Raw genomic sequence first — 18,739 nt, 5'->3', positions numbered from 1 at the left:
AACGGGTGGGCGGCGTGGCCTGCGCGCGGCGTCCGGGCCCGCCGCGCACCGACGCCGCGTGCGCGTGAATCAGAGTGCCAGCACCGCCGCCCGGCACTGCGAAGGCGTCCCCCAGGCGTCCCGCAGCGGGCGGGCCTTGCGGAGCCAGAGGGCGAGGTCGAGCTCCTCGGTGTAGCCCACGGCGCCGTGGAGTTGGAGGGCGGCTCGGGCGGCGGTGTACGCGGTCTCGCCCGCCGCCGCCTTCGCCGCGGCGATGTCGGCGGGGGCCATGGACAGCGCGGCACCGTGGAGCAGCGGCCGGGCGAACTCCAGGGCGATCAGGGTGTCCGCAAGCCGGTGCTTGACCGCCTGGAAGGAGCCGATCGGGGCGCCGAACTGGGCGCGCTGCGCGGCGTACGCGACGGTCCGCTCCAGGAGCGCGAGGCCGACGCCGACCGCCTGGGCCGCGCTGGCGAGCCGCGCCCAGTCGGCGGCGCGTGCGGCGGCGGCCGCCACGCGGGGTCCGGTGGCCGGCACCTCGCCTCCGTCGTCCGGTACGGCGAGCCGCCGCGCCGGATCGGCGGACGCCCGCACCGGCCCGTGCCCGGGCGCGATCCGCAGGTGCCGGTCCGCCACCAGGACGCAGTCCGCCGCGTCCGCGTCCAGCGCGTACGGGCCCGCCGCCGGCAGGCACAGGGAGACGAGGAGGTCGCCCGCCGCGATGGCCGGGAGCAGCCGCTTGGCGAGCACGGGATCGCCCAGCTCCGCGACGAGGACCGCCGCGGCGGCCGTCTCGACGACCGGGCCCGGCACCGCATGCCGGCCCAGCTCCACGAAGGCGAGGGCCAGTTCGACGGGGAGCGGGCCGACGCCCTCGTACGCCTCGGGCACGGCCAGCGCGAAGACCCCCGCGGCGGCCAGGCGGGACCACAGGGCGCGGCCGGGCGCGGGGTCGCCCGCCGCCCAGGCGCGGGCCGCCGCGGGCGTGTCCGCGGCCGACAGCATGGCGCCCAGCGAGCGGACGAACGCCTGCTGCTCGTCGGTCGGCAGGAACTTCACAGGGCGTCTCCTCGTGACTGCGGACCGATCCGTCCGTGCCGTTCGTGCCGTGCGATCCTTCCGATCCGTCCGTGGCGCGTGCTCGCCGTGCTCGCCGCGCCGGTTCCGGGGCGGAGCCCCGAGTCGGGGCGCCCCATCAGCGGCGGCCCTTCGGCAGGCCGAGCAGGCGCTCCGCGATGATGTCCCGCTGGATCTCGTTCGTGCCCGCGTAGATCGGCCCGGCCAGCGCAAAGACGTACCCCTCCGCCCACTGGCCCGGGCCGTCCGCCAGCTCGGCGTCCGCACCCAGCAGATCGAGCGCGGTCTCGTGCAGGGCGATGTCGTACTCGGACCAGAAGACCTTGTTGAGGCTCGACTCGGCGCCGATGGCCGAACCGGCCGCGAACCGCGTGGCGTTGGCGTACGTGAAGAGCTGGTACGCCCGTGCGCCGATCACCGCGTCCGCGACCCGGTCGCGCAGTGCCGTGTCGGAGGGGTCGGCCGCCGCGCGCCACAGCTCCACCAGCCGGTCGGCCGCGGCCAGGAAGCGGCCGGGGGAGCGCAGCATGAGCCCCCGCTCGTTGCCCGTTGTCGACATGGCGATACGCCAGCCCTGCCCCGGCTCGCCGATCACGTCCTCGTCCGGCACGAACACCTCGTCGAGGAACAGCTCGGCGAAGGCCGGCTTGCCGTCGAGCCGTCCGACGGGCCGGACCGTGACGCCCGGCGCCCGCAGGTCGAACATCAGATACGTCAGCCCCCGGTGCGGCCGGTCCGCATCCGGGTCCGTACGGAAGATGCCGAACGCCCGGTCCGCGAACGCCGCCCGTGACGACCAGGTCTTCTGCCCCTCCAGCAGCCAGCCGCCGTCCGTGCGTACCGCCCGTGACCTCAGCGACGCGAGGTCCGAGCCCGCCTCCGGCTCCGACCACGCCTGCGCCCAGACCACCTCACCGCTCGCCATGGCGGGCAGGATCCGGGCCCGCTGCTCCTCCGTCCCGTGGTCGAGGAGGGTCGGGGCGAGCAGGTTGATGCCGTTCTGGGAGACCCGGCCGGGCGCGCCCGCCGCGTAGTACTCCTCCTCGAAGACCAGCCAGTGGAAGATGTCGACGCCCCGGCCCCCGTAACGCTCCGGCCAGGACACCACCGACCAGCCGCCGGTATGCAGCTCCGCCTCCCACTCCCGGTGCGCGGCGAAGCCCTCGCCGGTCTCCAGCGAGGGCAGCGGCCGCGCCGGGACCCGCTCGCGCAGCCAGGCGCGGGCCTCCGCACGGAAGGCGTCCTCGTCCGCCGTATGCGTCAGGTCCATCAGCGCACCCCAGCTTCCCTAACAAGTGTTTGGTAGGTTAACGTGCCGGTGTGACGGACAACAAGGCTCAGTACGTGGCGGGGCACGCGCTGCTGGACGGCCGCACCGCCGTCATCACCGCGGCCGCCGGCGCCGGCATCGGCGGAGCCACCGCCCGGCGCTTCCTGGAGGAGGGCGCCCGGGTCCTGATCAGCGATGCCCACGCGCGCCGCCTCAAGGAGACCGAGGAGGCGCTCGCCGCGGAGTTCGGCCCCGACGCCGTGGCCGCGCAGGCGTGCGACGTCACCGACGAGACCCAGGTGCAGGCCCTCTTCGACACGGCCGGGCGCCTGCACGGCGGCCTCGACATCGTCGTCAACAACGCGGGCCTCGGCGGCACGGCCGCACTCGTCGACATGACCGACGAGCAGTGGTCCCGCGTCCTGGACACCACCTTGAACGGCACCTTCCGCTGCACCCGCGCCGCGCTGCGCGCGTTCCGCGACGGGGGCGGTGGAGGTGGCGGAGTCGTCGTCAACAACGCCTCCGTCGTCGGCTGGCGCGCCCAGGCCGGACAGGCCCACTACGCGGCCGCGAAGGCGGGCGTCATGGCGCTCACCCGGTGCGCGGCCGTCGAGGCGGCGGCGTACGGAGTGCGGGTCAACGCGGTGTCGCCGAGCCTCGCCATGCACCCGCACCTGGTGAAGGTCACCTCCGCCGAGCTGCTCGAGGAGCTCACCGCCCGCGAAGCCCTCGGCCGGTACGCCGAGCCCTGGGAGGTCGCCAATGTGATCGTCTTCCTCGCCAGCGGCTACTCCTCCTACATGACGGGCGAGACGGTGTCCGTCAGCTCCCAGCGCGCCTAGGACGACAATGGACGCGTGCCGACGACCGACAAGAAGCCCCACATGACCGCCGTGCCCGAGCGGCGCCGCGAACTGCTCGACGCCGCGGCCGAGGTGTTCGCCGCCCAGGGCTACAGCGCCACCACCGTCCGCAAGATCGCGGACGCCGCGGGGATGCTCGCGGGCAGCCTCTACTACCACTTCGATTCCAAGGAATCGATGGTCGACGAGATCCTCTCCACCTTCCTCGACGAGCTGTGGGAGGGGTACGACACCGTCCTCGCCGCCGGGCTGGGGCCGCGCGAGACGATCGAGGCGCTCGTCACCGAGTCGTTCCGGGAGATCGACCGGCACCGCGCCGCCGTCGCGATCTACCAGAGGGAGGCCCGGCACCTCGCCGTCCAGCCGCGCTTCCACTATCTCGCCGACTCGCAGAAGAAGTTCGAGAAGGCGTGGCTCGGGACGCTGGAGCGCGGGGTCGCCGCCCGCGCCTTCCGCGACGACCTGGACATCCGGCTCACCTACCGGTTCGTCCGCGACACCGTGTGGGTGGCCGCGTCCTGGTACCGGCCGGGCGGACAGCACAGCCCCGACGAGATCGCCCGCCAGTACCTGTCGATGGTGCTGGACGGCATTTCCGTACGTCACTGACCCTCAAGGAGCAGTCATGGGCGAGGCCTACATAGTCGAAGCGGTCCGCACCCCGGTCGGCCGGCGCAGGGGCGGCCTCGCGGCCGTCCACCCGGCCGATCTGGGCGCGCACGTCCTCAAGGTCCTGGTCGAACGGTCCGGGATCGACCCGGCGGCCGTGGAGGACGTCGTCCTCGGCTGCCTGGACACGGTGGGACCGCAGGCGGGTGACATCGCCCGCACCTGCTGGCTGGCGGCCGGGCTGCCCGAGGAGGTGCCCGGCGTCACCGTCGACCGCCAGTGCGGATCGTCCCAGCAGGCGGTGCACTTCGCCGCCCAGGGCGTCATGTCCGGCACCCAGGACCTCGTCGTCGCGGGCGGCGTGCAGAACATGTCCCAGATCCCCATCGCCTTCGCCTCCCGGCAGGCGGCCGAACCGCTCGGGCTGACCGAGGGCCCGTTCGCGGGCAGCGAGGGCTGGCGCGCGCGGTACGGCGACGCACCCGTCAACCAGTTCCACGGCGCCGAACTCATCGCGAGGAAGTGGGGCATCTCCCGGTCCGCCATGGAGGAGTTCGCCCTGCGCTCCCACCGGCGGGCGATCCGCGCGATCGACGAGGGCCGCTTCGAGCGTGAGACGGTCGCGTACGGCGACATGGCCGTCGACGAGGGCCCGCGCCGCGACACGAGTCTGGAGAAGATGGCGGCGCTCGACCCCGTGGCCGAAGGCGGCACCATCACCGCGGCCTGCTCCTCCCAGGTCTCGGACGGCGCGGCAGCGATGCTCCTGGCATCCGAACGGGCGGTACGGGAGCACGGGCTCATCCCGCGCGCCCGCGTCCACCACCTCTCGGTCCGCGGCGAGGACCCCATCCGCATGCTGTCGGCCCCCATCCCCGCGACCGCCTACGCGCTGAAGAAGACCGGCCTCACCATCGACGACATCGACCTCGTCGAGATCAACGAGGCGTTCGCCCCGGTCGTCCTCGCCTGGCTGAAGGAGACCGGCGCCGACCCCGCCCGCGTCAACGTCAACGGCGGCGCCATCGCCCTCGGGCATCCGCTGGGTGCGACGGGGGTGCGGCTGATGACGACGCTGCTGCACGAGCTGGAGCGCACCGGCGGGCGGCTCGGCCTGCAGACGATGTGCGAGGGCGGCGGACAGGCCAACGTGACGATCATCGAGCGGCTCTGAGTCCGGCGTGCTACATTTGCCCACGTTGCAGTTTTGGTACCCATGAACTTTGTGTGCGCCTGACGGGAAATGATCCGACAGGCGCATGATTTGTTTCCGGCATCTCCGGATGGGACCAGCTACCTGTCAGGAGAACGACATGGCCACCGGAACCGTGAAGTGGTTCAACGCCGAAAAGGGCTTCGGCTTCATCCAGCAGGACGGCGGCGGCGCCGACGTCTTCGCCCACTACTCGAACATCGCCACCCAGGGCTTCCGTGAGCTCCAGGAGGGCCAGAAGGTCACCTTCGACGTCACGCAGGGCCAGAAGGGCCCGCAGGCGGAGAACATCGTCCCGGCCTGACACCCGGACGCGTACCACGCAGCCGGGGCCCGCATCCTCGAGGAGCGGGCCCCGGCTTGTGCTGTCCTCAGGCCCAGGAAGGCAATCAATCCCGAATGACTCGCTCCCACTCCGAACGTCCCGCACGTCCCGCGCGCAGGCGACCGGCGCAGCGCACCGCGAACCAGGCCGCGACCCCGCCCGCGAAGCGGCCGGCGAAGGGCTCCGGCGGTGGGCGCCCTGTCACGCGTCCGCAGGAGTTCACCCTGCCGGAATCCAGCACGCCCGCCCTGCCCGCCGTGGCGTCGTTCGGTGAGCTGGAGCTGCCCGCGGCCCTGCTGAAGACCCTCACCGCCCAGGGCGTGACCGAGCCCTTCCCGATCCAGGCGGCCACCCTGCCGAACTCCCTCGCGGGACGCGACGTCCTCGGCCGCGGGCGGACCGGCTCCGGCAAGACCCTCTCCTTCGGCCTCGCGCTGCTCGCCCGCACCGCCGGGCGGCGTGCCGAGCCCGGTGTGCCGCTCGCCCTGGTGCTCGTGCCCACCCGTGAGCTCGCACAGCAGGTCACCGACGCCCTCACCCCCTACGCGACCGCCGTGAACCTGCGGCTGGCCACGGTCGTCGGCGGAATGTCGATCACCAGGCAGGCGGCCGCGCTGAGGCGCGGCGCCGAGGTCCTGGTGGCGACGCCCGGACGGCTCAAGGACCTCATCGAGCGCGGTGACTGCCGGCTGGACCAGGTGGCGATCACGGTTCTGGACGAGGCCGACCAGATGGCCGACATGGGCTTCCTGCCGCAGGTCACGGCGTTGCTGAAGCAGGTTGAGCCGGACGGGCAGCGGATGCTGTTCTCGGCGACCCTGGACCGGAACGTCGACCGGCTCGTCCGGGGCTTCCTGGCCGACCCCGTCGTGCACTCGGTCGACCCCTCCGCGGGCGCCGTGACCACGATGGACCACCACGTCCTGTACATCGCCGACGAGACGGACAAGAAGGCGGTCACCACCCGTATAGCGGCCCGCGACGGCCGGGTGATCCTCTTCCTGGACACCAAGCGGTCCGTGGACCGGCTGGTCAAGCGGCTGCTCGCCAGCGGCGTACGAGCCGGGGGCCTGCACGGCGGCCGTACGCAGCCGCAGCGCAACCGCACCCTCGACCAGTTCAAGAACGGGCAGGTCACCGCGTTGGTGGCGACCAATGTGGCGGCGCGCGGCATCCACATCGACGACCTGGACCTCGTCGTTAACGTCGATCCGCCGATGGACCACAAGGACTATCTGCACCGGGGCGGGCGCACCGCGCGGGCCGGCGAGTCGGGCAGTGTCGTCACCCTCGTACTGCCCGAGCAGAAGCGGGAGATGACCCGGCTCATGTCGGACGCCGGCATCAGCCCGCAGACGGCCAGGATCAAGTCCAGCGACGACGAACTGGCCCGGCTGACCGGGGCGCGCGAGCCGTCCGGTGTGGCCGTCACCATCGAGGTGCCGCAGCCGCCGCAGCAGCCCTCGGGGCAGTCGCGCCCGAAGCGCCAGCGCGCCCGGAGCGGTGGTGCCGGGTCCGGGTCCGGCCGCCGCACCGAGGGCCGTCGCACCGAGGGCCGCCGGGCCGAGGGCAGGCGCACCGAGAGCGGACGTACGGAGAGCGGACGTACGGAGAGCGGACGTACGGAGGGCGGACGTACCGAGGGCGGCCGCGCGGACGCCGGACGTTCCCAGGCCGGACGCACCCAGGCGGGCCGCGGGCGCTCGCGCGGGCGCGCGTCCGGCGGCGCCAAGGGCGGGGCCGGGGGCCTCAGGGCCACCGCCCAGTAGCCGGTCCGCCCCACCAGCGGGGCGGCCGGGCCCGGCGACCGACCGCCGGGCCCGGCCGCCCGTCCTTCGATCACCCCGTGCCGTGCCCCGGGCATCCCGTGGCCGGCAGGGCCCGCAGCACCTGCTCCGCCTCCGCCATCACCCGCCCGACGAGCTCCGCGCAGCTGGGCAGGTCCTCGATCACCCCCGCCACCTGCCCGGACGCCATCACGCCGAGGTCGGTGCGGCCGTCGACCATGGCCGCCTTCAACAGCACGGGGGTGTTCGCGGCGAGCAGCACCTGGCTCCAGGACAGGTCCTTGCCGTGCTTCATCGCGAGCCCGTCGCGGACCATCGCCGCCCACGACTGGCCCGAGAGCCTCCGGAAACCGGCCGCACGGCGCAGCGCGTGCAGCAGGGCCCGGACGCGGCCGGAACGTTCGAGCGCCTCGACGAGGTCCGTGCGGAGCATGCGGTGCGGGAGCCCGTCGACGGCCGTCGTCACCGTGACGTCCCTGACGGACGCGGCGAGATAGCGGGCCTTGACGGCGTCCGGCACCGTCGAGTCCGACGTGAGCAGGAAGCGGGTCCCCATCGCGATCCCCGCCGCCCCGTACGCGAGCGCCGCCACCAGGCCCCGCCCGTCGTGGAAGCCGCCCGCCGCGACCACCGGGATGTCCACCGCGTCCACGACCTGCGGCAGCAGCACGGTCGTGGCGGTGTCCCCGGTGTGCCCGCCGCCCTCGCCGCCCTGCACGATCACCGCGTCCGCGCCCCACGCCGCGACCTTCTCGGCGTGCCGCCGTGCCCCGACGGAGGGGATGACGACGACGCCCGCGTCCTTGAGCTCCGCGATCAGCTCGCGCGACGGTGCGAGAGCGAAGGAGGCGACCCGTACGCCCTCCTCGACGATGATCCGCACCCGCTCCCGCGCGTCCCCGGCGTCCGCGCGCAGATTGACCCCGAAGGGCTCGTCCGTACGGGACCTGACCTCGCGCACGGCCTCCCGGAGCTGCCCGGGGGTCATCGTCGCGGAGGCGAGGATCCCGAGCGCGCCCGCGTCGGCCGTCGCGGAGACCAGACGGGGACCCGCGACCCAGCCCATGCCGGTCTGGACGAGGGGGTGCCTGACCCCGACGAGCCCGGTCAGCGCCGTCCCGATCAGCGCCTTCTCCATCAGGCCCTGACCTCGCGCTCGCGCAGCCCGTCCGGGTCGAGGACCTCGCGGATCAGCCGCAGCTCCGCGGCGCTCGGCTCCCGTGTGCACGGGACGTCGTCATCGATGACCAGCGCGAAGCCGGTCGCCTCCCGCACCTGCTCGACCGTCACCCCCGGATGCACCGACGCCAGCCGCATGGACCGGTCCGGAGTCGCGAAGTCGAAGACCCCGAGGTCGCTGACGACCCGTGGGATCCGGTGGAAGCGCGCCCCCGCCGCACGGTCGTGGCCGACGCCGCTGACCATGTCGACCTTCTCGACGAAGACCCGCCGGGAGTGCCGGGGGATCCAGTAACTCACCGGATTGTTGAGGGTGTTGACCGGGGCGCCGCGCACCCCGAGGAGCTGCCGCGCCGGCCGGGCCCAGTCGCCGATGCAGGAGATGTTCTGGTTGCCGTGCCGGTCGATCTGGCTCGCGCCCATCATGACGTGGCGCCGGCCGCCGGTCACCATCGTCAGATGGCGGCGGTACGGCAGCCAGCCCTCGACCGTGCCGTCGAGCCCGACGAGCATCGCCTCGCCGTCCGTCAGCAGCAGGTCGGGCGAGAAGGTCCGCCTGGCGAGACGTGCGCCGATGGAGGGGATCAGCCCCATCGGGCTGGCCAGCACCTCGCCGTTGTCGCGCCACGCCTCGGCGCAGGCGACGACGCAGTACTCCGCGCGACTGATCACCGCTGCTCCTCGTGCCAGGTCTGGACGGCGGACTGGTAGGCGCGCTCGCTCGCGCCGGACAGGAACCGCCCGGCGAACTCCTCCCACGGCGTGGTCGCGTACAGCTTCTGGAACGCCTCGTCCCTGCCGTAGTCGGGCACGCAGGAGGTGAAGTGCGCGCCGTTCGGCGTCTCGACGACGCCCGTCACGCTGTGCCGGCTGATCAGCAGGGTCTGCGGGGCGGCGTCCTTCGTCAGCTCGGCCGTCCCGACGAGCTGCTCGCACGAGACGTACGCCTCGTCGGCCGCCTCGCAGAAGAGGTCGTCGAAGTACGGGTCGGGGCCCAGGTACTGGCCGTTGCCGAGCCGGTCGGCGCGGTTCATGTGGACGAGCGCGGCGTCCATCCGCAGGGCCGGCACGGCGACGAACTCCTCGCCGTCCTCGTACGGGGACCGCACCGTCCGCAGCTCCGGGTTGACCCGCATGACGTCCGAGCCGAGCCCGGCCCGCACCGGCAGGAACGGCAGCCGGTTCGCGGCGGCGTGCAGCCCCCACATGAACATGGCCTCGTCGAGCTCGGTCATCGCGAAGGCGGCGCGCTCACGTGCGGCGCGGAAGTGCGGCTCCAGGGGGATCGAGTCGAGCGTCGCGAACGGCGCGACGAGCCTGCGGACACGGCCCGCGGCGGCGAGCAGCCCGACGTCCGGGCCGCCGTACGAGACGACGGTCAGATCCGTCAGGCCCGTCCGGAGGATCGCCCTGACCAGGGCCATCGGCTTGCGGCGCGAGCCCCAGCCGCCGATGCCGAGGGTCATGCCGCTGCGCAGCCGTCCGACGGCGTCGTCGACGGACATGGTCTTGTCAGCCACTCGTCTCCTCCTTGCCCTGGCTGTCCCTGCCCTGCCTGTCCTTGCCCTGGCTGTCCCTGCCCTGCCTGTCCTTGCCCGGGCTGTCCTTGCCCTGCCTGTCCTTGCCCTGACTGCCGAAAGTGTCGCGGACGCGGTCGGCCGTCCCGCTGAGGGCCGCCTCGAAGGTGAAGCCCTGCTCGAAGCGGTAGCTGCGGCGTACGTCGACGGGGTCGATGCCGTTGATGGCCGCCTTGGCCAGCCGGACGAGATGCCCGTCCTTGCGGGCGATCTCACGGGCCAGCTCCAGGGCCGCCGCGTCGAGCCGGGCGCGCGGGACGACCTTCCAGACCGAGCCGTGGGCGTGGAGTTCGGCGGCCGTGACCGTGCGCGAGGTGTAGTAGAGGGCGCGCATCAGATGCTGCGGCACGAGCCGGGCGAGGTGCGTGGCGGCGCCGAGCGCGCCGCGGTCCAGCTCCGGCAGCCCGAAGGTGGCGTCGTCGGACGCGACGATCACGTCCGCGTTCCCGACCAGACCGATCCCGCCGCCCAGGCAGTGGCCCTGCACCGCCGCGACGACCGGGACCTCGCACTCGTACACCGCGGCGAACGCCTCCTGGCAGCCGCGGTTGGCGCCGATCAGCGCCTCGTGACCCGGGTCGCGCTGCAACTCCTTGATGTCGACACCCGCGTTGAAGCCCCGGCCGACGGCGGTCAGGACGACACAGCGGATCTCCCGGTCGCGGCCGGCGGCGCGGACGGCGTCCGCGAGGTCGTACCAGCCCTGCACGGGCAGGGCGTTGACGGGCGGGAAGTCGACGGCGACGACGGAAATGCCCTTCTCCGGGCCGGAGGTGGAGACACCCATGAGCGGATCAGCTACCTTTCCACCAAACATTTGTTAGGTGACGGTCCGTTGAGGAAGGTAGCAGCCGATGGAGCTGGACGGGAGGGTCGCCGTCGTCACCGGCGGAACGCGCGGCGTCGGCGCGGGGATCGCGCGGGCGTTCCTCGCCGCCGGGGCGGAGGTCGTCGTCTGCGCCCGCCGGCCGCCGGACGCGACGCTCGTCTCCGGCGGGCGGGCCGCCGCGTACGTCCCCGTCGACCTGCGCGACGCGGCGGCCGTCACGGACCTCTTCGCCGAGGTCGGGCGCCGCTACGGGCGCCTTGACACGCTCGTCAACAACGCGGGCGGAACGCCGTACCGGCCGCTGGGGGAGTGCGCGGCCGAGCGGCACGCGCGGGTGGTGGAGCTCAACCTCGTCGCGCCGATGACCGCGTCCCTCGCCGCGTACGGGCTGCTGCGCGCGGCGCGCGGCTCGGTCGTGATGATCGGCAGCGTGAGCGGCACGCGTCCCTCGCCGGGAACGGCCGCCTACGGGGCGGCGAAGGCGGGGCTGGAGAACCTGGCGCGGTCGATGGCGGTCGAGTGGGCGCCGGAGGTGCGGGTGAACACGCTCGTGCTCGGGATGGTGCGCACGGAGCTGTCGCATCTGCACTACGGCGACGAGGACGGGCTCGCGGCGGTCGGGGGCACGGTGCCGCTCGGCCGGCTCGCCGAGCCGGACGAGGTCGGGGCCGCCGCGGTGTTCCTGGCGTCGGAGCGGGCGGGATATGTGAGCGGGGCGTCGCTGCTGGTGCACGGAGGCGGGGAGCGGCCGGCGTTCCTGGCCGCCGCGCGGGTGGAACGGTGACGGTCCCGGCCGGCGGCGGGCCGTGCCGTCCCCGGTCCGGACCGGCCGGGGCCGGGAGCTTGTCGGCAGATGTTCCAGCGAGTCGAGGAGAGACGAGATGACCGGGATCGCCGACGGCCGCGTCGTGATCGTGACAGGCGCCGGGCGGGGACTGGGCAGGGCGCACGCCCTCGCCTTCGCCGCCGAGGGCGCGAGGGTGGTCGTCAACGACCTCGGCGTGGGCCTGGACGGGGGCGGCGGCGGATCGGCGGGGCCCGCACAGGCCGTCGTCGACGAGATCCGTGCGCTCGGCGGCGAGGCGGTGGCACACGGCGGGGACGTGGCGTCCGGCGAGGGCGCGGCCTCACTGGTCGCGGCCGCGCTCGACGCCTACGGGCGGCTCGACACCCTCGTCAACAACGCGGGGTTCCTGCGCGACCGGATGCTGGTCAACCTCGACGAGGACGCCTGGGACGCGGTGATGCGCGTGCATCTCAAGGGCCACTTCCTGCCGTTGAAACACGCGGCGGCACACTGGCGGGCCGAGGCGAAGGCGGGCCGCGCTCCGGTCGCGCGGGTCGTCAACACCTCGTCGGGCGCGGGCCTGCTCGGCTCGGTCGGCCAGGGCAACTACAGCGCGGCGAAGGCGGGCGTCGTGGGCCTGACACTGGTCGCGGCGGCCGAACTGGCCCGCTACGGCGTCCAGGTCAACGCGGTCGCCCCGGCGGCGCGGACCCGTATGACCGAACGGACCTTCGCGGACACGATGGCGGCGCCCTCGTCGGCCGGGGCCTTCGACGCGATGGCCCCCGGGAACGTCTCCCCGCTGGTCGTCTGGCTGGGCTCGGCGGCGCCGGAGGGCGTGACGGGCCGTGTCTTCGAGGCGGAGGCGGGCCGCATCGCGGTGATGGAGGGCTGGCGCACGGGCCCCTCGGCGGACAAGGGCGCGCGCTGGACACCCGCGGAGGCGGGCGAGGCGACCCTGAAACTCCTGGCCGCGTCCGAACCGCCGGGGCGGGTGCACGGGGCGTAGCCCGTGCCCGACACATCCCGCCCGTCCGCGTGCCGTCCGTCCACGTCCCGTCCGTCCGTATCGCGCCTGTCCGCATGCCGTCCGTCCGTATCGCGCCTGTCCGTATCGCGCCTGTCCGCATGCCGTCCGTCCGTATCGCGCCTGTCCGTATCGCGCCTGTCCGCATGCCGTCCGTCCGTATCGCGCCTGTCCGCATGCCGTCCGTCCGTATCGCGCCTGTCCGCATCCCGCCTGTCCGCATGCCGTCCGTCCGCATCCCGCCCCTCGCGCGACGTCCGGTAGGTCCCTTCGCTGGGTTGCCGGAGTCATCCATGTGCGTCCAGTACGAGGGTGATCCTCCGCCGTGCGATGGCACGCACCGGACGCCGCGCGCTCCGCCCTGCGGGCGCAACGGCGCCATGCGCCGGACACGGCCCGGCCGGTTTGCGGCACCCCCTCCATCCGGGCGGGGCGCCGGACCCGTCCGGCATGGCGCCGGGGCCCGCGCCGCCGTGCCGCGGATGATGAGGCCTCCGACCCGGCAGGAGAGCCCCGTGAACGACCCCACCCCCCAAGGGGCCCGGAGGCCGGCATCCGCCGGTGGCGCGGGCGACGGCGCTTCCGGGCAGGCGGGGGTCATCGGCATCGGGCTCGCCGCCGTGCTGACGTTCGCCCTCGCGCAGGGTTCCTGGCAGTGGTTCGCCACCTACATCGGGGCGACGCTGTTCGCGGTGATCCTCGCCTTCTACCGGCGGCCGGCGTGGACACCCGGCGTCCGGTCGGCATACATGCGTGCCCTGGTCGCGTACTCGCTGGTCGTCGGCTTGTGCGCGGCGATCGCGCTCGCCCCCGTGCTGCAACGCTCGGCCTGGCTGTTCCCGATGCCGGGCACGCGCAGCGGCTGCCACGAGCTGGGCAGGTACGAGGCCGTCCGGTCGAGGGCCGCACTGGCGGACCTGGCCGGTCGCGACGGCGCCGCCTTGGAGTACGCGCAAAAGGCCCAGAGCGGCAAGGCCGTTGCCGACTGCCTCGCCACCACCACGACCGAGTGGCTGCCCGTGTACGCGGCGGGGGCGGCCGTGCTGGTGGGCGCGGCTGCGTGGACCCGCGACCGCGCCCGCACGAGGAAGGGCCTTCGGCCGGAGTCCTCCTCGCCGGGGCCCGCGGTCGTGGGAACACGGCAGGACGGCGCGGTGTAGCCGCCGAGAGCGCAAAGCCTCCGCGACTCGCCCACCGCCGCCCCCCCCCAACACTGCGTCAAATATCCGAATTGGTAGGTTTCGTGGGCTGGTGGCCGCAACAGGTGGCACACCAGGGACATCCAGGCTGGAAGGACGCCGGAGATGGGCAAACCAACGCGCCGTGATCTGCTCAAGGGGACCGGGGCTCTCGGCGCCGCCGCCGTCGTCGTCGGCGCGCTCGGGACGCCGGCGCGGGCGCTCCCGCGCGCCGACCGGGACGACCACGCCGACCGGGACGACCGCGACGACGTCGTCGACGTCGCCGTCATCGGTGCCGGGGTGTCCGGGGCGTACGCCGCCTGGCGGCTGCTCGGGCCCGAAGCCGAGGACAGCCGCATCCTGAGCAGGCTTCGACGGCGTCGCCGCGGTCCTCTCGATGTGCGCTTGTTCGAGGGCAGCGAACGCATCGGCGGCCGCCTCTTCTCGGTGACGCCGCCCGGTATGCCGCATCTGCACGCCGAGCTCGGCGGGATGCGCTACCTGGACAACCAGCCCGTCGTGGCCGACCTCGTGGACCATCTCGGGCTGCGGACGGACCTCTTCCCGGTCGACGAGCCGCAGAACCTGGTCTATCTGCGCGGGCACCGCTTCACCCAGGGCCAGTGGGGCGACCCGCAGGCCGTGCCGTACGACCTGCCGGCCTCGATCCGGGGCAAGTCACCGGACGACGCGCTCAGTTCGGTCATCGAGACCTTCGTCCCCGGCGCCTCCACCATGGACCACCAGGCGTGGGACAAGATCAAGCCGACGGCGTCGGCCGACGGCCGGTACCTCTACGACACCGGGTTCTGGAACCTGCTGCAGGAGGCGGTCGGGCAGGAGGGGTGGGCGTTCCTCCACGACGGCTTCGGCTACGGCTCGGTGGTGTCCAACGTCAACGGCATCGAGGCCATGGAGGCGTCGGTGGCCGACTTCGTCGGCTCCCCTCCGCCGCAGTACCGGTACCTGCTCGACGGCTACCAGACGGTGCCCGAGGAACTCGCCCGGCAGTTCGAGGCGGAGGGCGGGACGGTCCGTCTCCACCACCAGGTGCGCCGGATCGACCGGGACCGCGCCGACGGCGAGGACGTGCTGGTCCTCGACCTCGTCGTCTGGCCCGAGGGCCGGCCGCTCCGGGTCCGGGCTCACCATGTCGTCCTGGCGATGCCCCAGCGCTCGATCGAGCTGCTGGACCCGGACTCCTTCCTCTTCACCAGCGACCGGTTCCTGTCCGACCTCGGCGCCGTCGTCCCGAGGCCGGCCTCCAAGCTCTTCCTCGGCTACGACCGGCCGTGGTGGGAGGACATCGGCCTGAACGCCGGCCGTTCGGTGACGGACCTGCCGCTGCGCCAGACGTACTACTGGGGTGTGGAGGGCGAGCAGGCCGGGGCCGACCCCGCCAACCGCAACGCCCTGCTGCTGGCCTCCTACAACGACCTGCGTGACGTGGAGTTCTGGAACGAGCTGCTGACGCGGCCGCACCGGCTCGCCCCGGTGGCCGTGACCCGGCCGCCGCGCCCGATGGACGCCTCGGCGTCGGGAGCGCTGGTCGACGAGGCACAGCGCCAACTGCGCGAGCTGCACGGCCCGGACGCCCGTATCCCCGAGCCGACGTCGGCCTACTTCCAGGACTGGGTGCAGGACCCGTACGGGGCCGCCTACCACTTCTGGCAGGTGGGGGCGAAGAGCTGGGAGGTCATGCCGCGGATGCGCCACCCGCTCCCCGACGCCAACCTGTACGTCTGCACAGACGCCTGGTCCACCGGGCAGGGCTGGGTCTACGGCGCCCTCTCCCAGGCCGAGCTGGTGCTTGAGGAGCACTTCGGCCTGCCCCGTCCGCCGTGGCTCTCACCGGGCACCTATCTGGGCGCGTAGCCGCGGCCGGGCTGTCGCGTCGGACTGTCGCGCCGTGCTGTCGCACCGGGGCGGGCGGCGAGCGGCCCGGCGCCGGGAGCACCGCCGGGCCCGCCCCGCAGGGAGGACGGACACGGCGGGGCCGGACGCCCCGGGCCGCTCGCCGGGACCGCGGGCCGCCGTCAGGTCAGCGGTGCGCGGCCGTACGGGACCAGGCGGACCGGGCCCACCAGGCCGTAGTTCTGGCGCTTGCCACCGCCGAAGACCGGCGCGTTCGCCACACGCAGGCGGTTCAGCAGGGTCGTGGCGACCTCCACCTCGATCACGTTGGCACCGCGCCGCAGGTACGGGCCGGCGTCGGCCCGGGGGGTCAACTGGTCCGCCGGGGGCAGAGGGTGGCCGTTGACCGTGACGCGGAAGGTGTCGAAGACCTCGCCGAGTTCGAGGTAGGCGCCGTAACCGCCGGTCCAGGGCGCGCCGAGGTGGACCGTGGTGCGGTAGCGGCCGATTCCGGAGACGTCTTCCAGGCCCGGGACGAGGGGCCACGGTGCCAGCGCGTCCAGCGTGAGCTCGCGGCGGGGCTTCAGCGTCCGGGAAGGGCGGTCGCCCGGCTGCCAGTCCTCGACCGTCAGGTCCCAGCGGGTGAGCGGCACCGGCTCGGGCAGGCCGCCCAGGACCGTGCCGACGGTCCGGCCGTCCTGGAGGGTGGTGCGGTAGGTGCCGGGCCGTGTGTCCCGGATCTCCAGGCGGCCGCCAGCTCCCCGCCGCACCTCCGCGGCCTCGCTGCGGGTGGCGGAGGCCCGCGGCCGGTCCGCCCACCGGCCCGGCCTGGCCAGGGCGATGATCGTGGTCGCGCCCGGCTCCAGGGTGATCCGCAGCCGCACCCGCCCGTCCTCGGTGCGGGAGTACAGCGGCAACGGCTCCACCGATCCGGTCCACGCGTCGAGGCGGTACGGGACGGCGTCGTCCCAGCGCGCCGCGAGGGTGACGTCGTGGTCGACCCGGGTGTTGGCCGCCCCCTTGGTCACCGCGTCGACGGCGAAGAAGAAGTAGTCGGCGTCCTCGTCGGCCCGATGGGCGTGGACCAGCCACGAACGCTGGGCGTACTCGACGTCGCGCCGCAGGCCGAGCGCCGCGATGGCGTCCGGCACGAAGGGCCGGTCCGGAACGTCGGCCACCGTCGGCAGGGCGAGCAGTTCGGCGAGCAGTGCGCGCAGCCGCTCGTTGTCGCCGGGTCCGGGCAGACCCGGCACGCGTGCGTCGGACCAGTCGCCGATGACGACGATCCGCAGCCCGGCCTTCGCGTAGCCGATGAGCTTCTCGGCGACGTCGAGCTGCATAGTGCGGTCCTTGCCGCTCAGTACGTCGCCCTCGACGACGAGCGCCTTGAACGCGGGGCCCTCCGGGGCGAGCCGCCCGCCCCTCACCTTCGCGGACGGCAGGTCGAGCAGCCGCGGACTCAGGAAGAGGTGGGTCCAGCCGACGGGCACACCCTCCGCGGTGAACCAGGGCGCGCCGAGGCCGGTGCCGGCGGGGCCCTTCTGCCGCAGGATGCCGATGTCCGCCCGGTTGACTCCGGTCTGGAGGATCTGCTGGGTGCGGCTCAAGTACCGTGCGATGTCGGGGACATGGCCCCAGGTGGGCTGCCGCGGCCCCCACGCCTCGCCGTACCCGCCGCCGCCGTTGTACGGGGAGAAGGCGGCGAAGCCGGGCCAGGCCGCGCCGGGCGCCTCGGCGTAGGCGAAGCCGTGGAAGTACGCCTGGTTGACGCCGGCCGCGTACTGGGTGACGAGCTTCTTCAGCGTCGCGTCCCACGCCGTGGTGTAGGCGCCGCCGGCCGTCGCGCCGGCCTCGTTGGAGAGGACGAGCTTGCCGCCCATGTCGCGTCCGCCGGCCAGGCAGCGGAAGTCGTCGGGGTTCTTGAAGCCGAGCGACTCGCCCTCGGAGACGTCGAGCACGGCGGCCGACCAGATGGAGTCGGTGCCCGGGCCGTACGGCTGGACGCGCAGCTGGAGTCCGAGCCGGTGCGCCCAGTCCTGGAACGGCTTCAGATGGTGCTCGACGTACAACTCGGTGAGGACCTCGACGACATCGCGGCGGACGGCCTTGTCGATCTCCGGGCCGAAGGCGTGGACCGGGTCCTCGTCGCGCTCGACGACGGTCGCGAGGTACGGCAGCAGCGAGTACCCCATGCGCTTCTCGAACTCGGCCGGGAGCGCGGGCGTCCACATCGTCTCGTCGGTCTCGAGCTCGATGGAGTCCTCGAACAGGGCGCCGCCCGTCTCACGGAGCAGCTTGCGGGTGCTCGGCGGGAGGAGGTGGCGCTCCCAGAACGCGATGGCGGCGCGGGTGCCCTCGGCGCTGAAGTGGTCGATGACGTAGGAGAGCGGGTCGGTGTGGTGCGGGCCTTCGGGGCGCTGGCCGGAGCCGCGCTCCCAGTAGGCGATGACGAGCCAGGCGCCGCCGTCGTCGGGCGCCGTCCAGTCGAGCTCACCGCCGGACACGGCGCCCGTGATGTCGGTGACGGTGGTGTGGTCCAGCAGTACGGGCTCGGCGGCGGCGTCGGTGATCCGGATCGCCTGGACGAGCTTCAGCTCCTGCTCGGTGACGCCTTCGGCGGGCTCGGTGCCGGGGGCCGGGGGCGCGCCGGTGTGGCTCTGGCCCCCGGCGAGCGTGACGGTGCCGTGGGCGAGTTCCTTCACGGCGGCCGGGCTGTCGGGTGTGATGGAGGGGACGGAGTTCGGCCACGCGGGGCCGAGGGTCAGGTCGACGGTGACGTCCCGCTTCTTCGCCTGGCGCAGCGCCGCCTCGACGGCCCGGACCCAGGCGGGGGTGCCCCAGCCGTAGCGGACCGGGTCGATCGTCTCGCCGCCGCGCATGCTGTGCGTGACGGCGGCGATCTCGACACCACCGAAGCCTGCGGCGGCGATCTGGTCGATCTCACGCTCGATCTCGTCGGTGTCGACGAGGGCGTCGGGCCACCACCAGCGGAACCGGGGGCGGACCTCGGGGCGCGGGTCGGCGAAGGCGCGAGGGAAGCCGCCTCCCGCGCCCGTGCCGTGCCCGGACGTCGGCGCCGCGGCCGCCGCCCCCGTGGCGGTGCCCCAGGGCAGGGCCGCGGCCGCGCCGGCCGCGGCCCCCATCTTCAGCAGCGCTCTTCGCCGCAGGCTCATGCCCGC

At 73.7% G+C, this 18,739-nt stretch carries 16 protein-coding genes; 9 read left to right on the top strand and 7 right to left on the bottom strand.

Going from position 1 to position 18,739, the window contains the following annotated elements:
- Nucleotides 1-69 precede the first annotated feature (69 nt).
- Nucleotides 70-1,038 carry an acyl-CoA dehydrogenase family protein gene (locus KK483_RS07825; protein WP_262004482.1) on the bottom strand — a complete coding sequence of 323 codons (969 nt, stop codon included), beginning with the start codon at nucleotides 1,036-1,038 and terminating at the stop codon, nucleotides 70-72.
- Nucleotides 1,039-1,174: 136 nt separating this feature from the next.
- Nucleotides 1,175-2,326, bottom strand: a complete 1,152-nt coding sequence (locus KK483_RS07820; RefSeq protein WP_262004481.1) for an acyl-CoA dehydrogenase family protein — start codon at nucleotides 2,324-2,326, stop codon at nucleotides 1,175-1,177.
- A 50-nt stretch (nucleotides 2,327-2,376) separates the two neighbouring features.
- On the opposite strand from KK483_RS07820, the gene KK483_RS07815 reads away from it, so the two are divergent.
- From KK483_RS07815 to KK483_RS07795, 5 genes are all read left to right on the top strand, one after another.
- Nucleotides 2,377-3,171, top strand: a complete 795-nt coding sequence (locus KK483_RS07815) for an SDR family oxidoreductase (RefSeq protein WP_262004480.1) — start codon at nucleotides 2,377-2,379, stop codon at nucleotides 3,169-3,171.
- 42 nt (nucleotides 3,172-3,213) lie between these two features.
- Nucleotides 3,214-3,801 carry a TetR/AcrR family transcriptional regulator gene (locus tag KK483_RS07810; RefSeq protein ID WP_262009390.1) on the top strand — a complete coding sequence of 196 codons (588 nt, stop codon included), beginning with the start codon at nucleotides 3,214-3,216 and terminating at the stop codon, nucleotides 3,799-3,801.
- A gap of 16 nt (nucleotides 3,802-3,817) precedes the next feature.
- On the top strand, nucleotides 3,818-4,975 hold the full coding sequence (locus KK483_RS07805) for an acetyl-CoA C-acetyltransferase (RefSeq protein ID WP_262004479.1): 1,158 nt from the start codon (nucleotides 3,818-3,820) through the stop codon (nucleotides 4,973-4,975).
- A gap of 139 nt (nucleotides 4,976-5,114) precedes the next feature.
- A complete protein-coding gene (locus KK483_RS07800) occupies nucleotides 5,115-5,318 on the top strand; it encodes a cold-shock protein (protein ID WP_242334262.1) in 204 nt (67 codons plus the stop codon).
- A 95-nt stretch (nucleotides 5,319-5,413) separates the two neighbouring features.
- On the top strand, nucleotides 5,414-7,108 hold the full coding sequence (locus tag KK483_RS07795; RefSeq protein ID WP_262004478.1) for a DEAD/DEAH box helicase: 1,695 nt from the start codon (nucleotides 5,414-5,416) through the stop codon (nucleotides 7,106-7,108).
- Nucleotides 7,109-7,178: 70 nt separating this feature from the next.
- Here the strand turns inward: KK483_RS07795 and KK483_RS07790 are convergent, their stop codons facing one another.
- The 4 genes from KK483_RS07790 to KK483_RS07775 are packed head-to-tail and all read right to left on the bottom strand — an operon-like array spanning nucleotide 7,179 to nucleotide 10,669.
- Nucleotides 7,179-8,249: a nitronate monooxygenase family protein gene (locus KK483_RS07790; protein ID WP_262009388.1), complete on the bottom strand. Its 1,071-nt coding sequence runs from the start codon at nucleotides 8,247-8,249 to the stop codon at nucleotides 7,179-7,181.
- A gap of 14 nt (nucleotides 8,250-8,263) precedes the next feature.
- A complete protein-coding gene (locus KK483_RS07785; protein ID WP_262004477.1) occupies nucleotides 8,264-8,977 on the bottom strand; it encodes a CoA-transferase subunit beta in 714 nt (237 codons plus the stop codon).
- Nucleotides 8,974-9,825, bottom strand: coding sequence for a CoA transferase subunit A (locus KK483_RS07780; protein WP_262004476.1), 852 nt, complete (start codon nucleotides 9,823-9,825; stop codon nucleotides 8,974-8,976). Before KK483_RS07780 ends, KK483_RS07785 begins: the two co-directional genes overlap by 4 nt.
- Entirely contained in the window at nucleotides 9,818-10,669 is an 852-nt protein-coding gene (locus tag KK483_RS07775) for an enoyl-CoA hydratase family protein (RefSeq protein WP_262004475.1), read from the bottom strand. The genes KK483_RS07780 and KK483_RS07775 overlap by 8 nt, the downstream gene beginning before the upstream one ends.
- A gap of 67 nt (nucleotides 10,670-10,736) precedes the next feature.
- On the opposite strand from KK483_RS07775, the gene KK483_RS07770 reads away from it, so the two are divergent.
- The 4 genes from KK483_RS07770 (at nucleotide 10,737) to KK483_RS07755 (ending at nucleotide 15,581) form a co-directional block, all read left to right on the top strand.
- Nucleotides 10,737-11,495: an SDR family oxidoreductase gene (locus tag KK483_RS07770; RefSeq protein ID WP_262004474.1), complete on the top strand. Its 759-nt coding sequence runs from the start codon at nucleotides 10,737-10,739 to the stop codon at nucleotides 11,493-11,495.
- Between the two features lie 97 nt (nucleotides 11,496-11,592).
- Nucleotides 11,593-12,507 (top strand): SDR family oxidoreductase, encoded by a 915-nt coding sequence (locus KK483_RS07765; protein ID WP_262004473.1) that lies wholly within the window; start codon nucleotides 11,593-11,595, stop codon nucleotides 12,505-12,507.
- A 533-nt stretch (nucleotides 12,508-13,040) separates the two neighbouring features.
- The gene (locus tag KK483_RS07760) at nucleotides 13,041-13,685 is read left to right on the top strand and encodes a hypothetical protein (protein ID WP_262004472.1); all 645 of its coding nucleotides are present in this window, start codon (nucleotides 13,041-13,043) and stop codon (nucleotides 13,683-13,685) included.
- Nucleotides 13,686-13,829: 144 nt separating this feature from the next.
- Nucleotides 13,830-15,581: an FAD-dependent oxidoreductase gene (locus KK483_RS07755; RefSeq protein ID WP_262004471.1), complete on the top strand. Its 1,752-nt coding sequence runs from the start codon at nucleotides 13,830-13,832 to the stop codon at nucleotides 15,579-15,581.
- 161 nt (nucleotides 15,582-15,742) lie between these two features.
- On the opposite strand, the gene KK483_RS07750 is transcribed toward KK483_RS07755, so the two are convergent.
- Entirely contained in the window at nucleotides 15,743-18,733 is a 2,991-nt protein-coding gene (locus KK483_RS07750) for a glycosyl hydrolase (RefSeq protein ID WP_262004470.1), read from the bottom strand.
- Nucleotides 18,734-18,739 lie beyond the last annotated feature (6 nt).

The sequence above is a fragment of the Streptomyces sp. FIT100 genome (genome assembly GCF_024584805.1).
In the GTDB taxonomy this organism is placed as follows: domain Bacteria; phylum Actinomycetota; class Actinomycetes; order Streptomycetales; family Streptomycetaceae; genus Streptomyces.
This window is presented reverse-complemented; position numbering and strand designations above follow the sequence as displayed.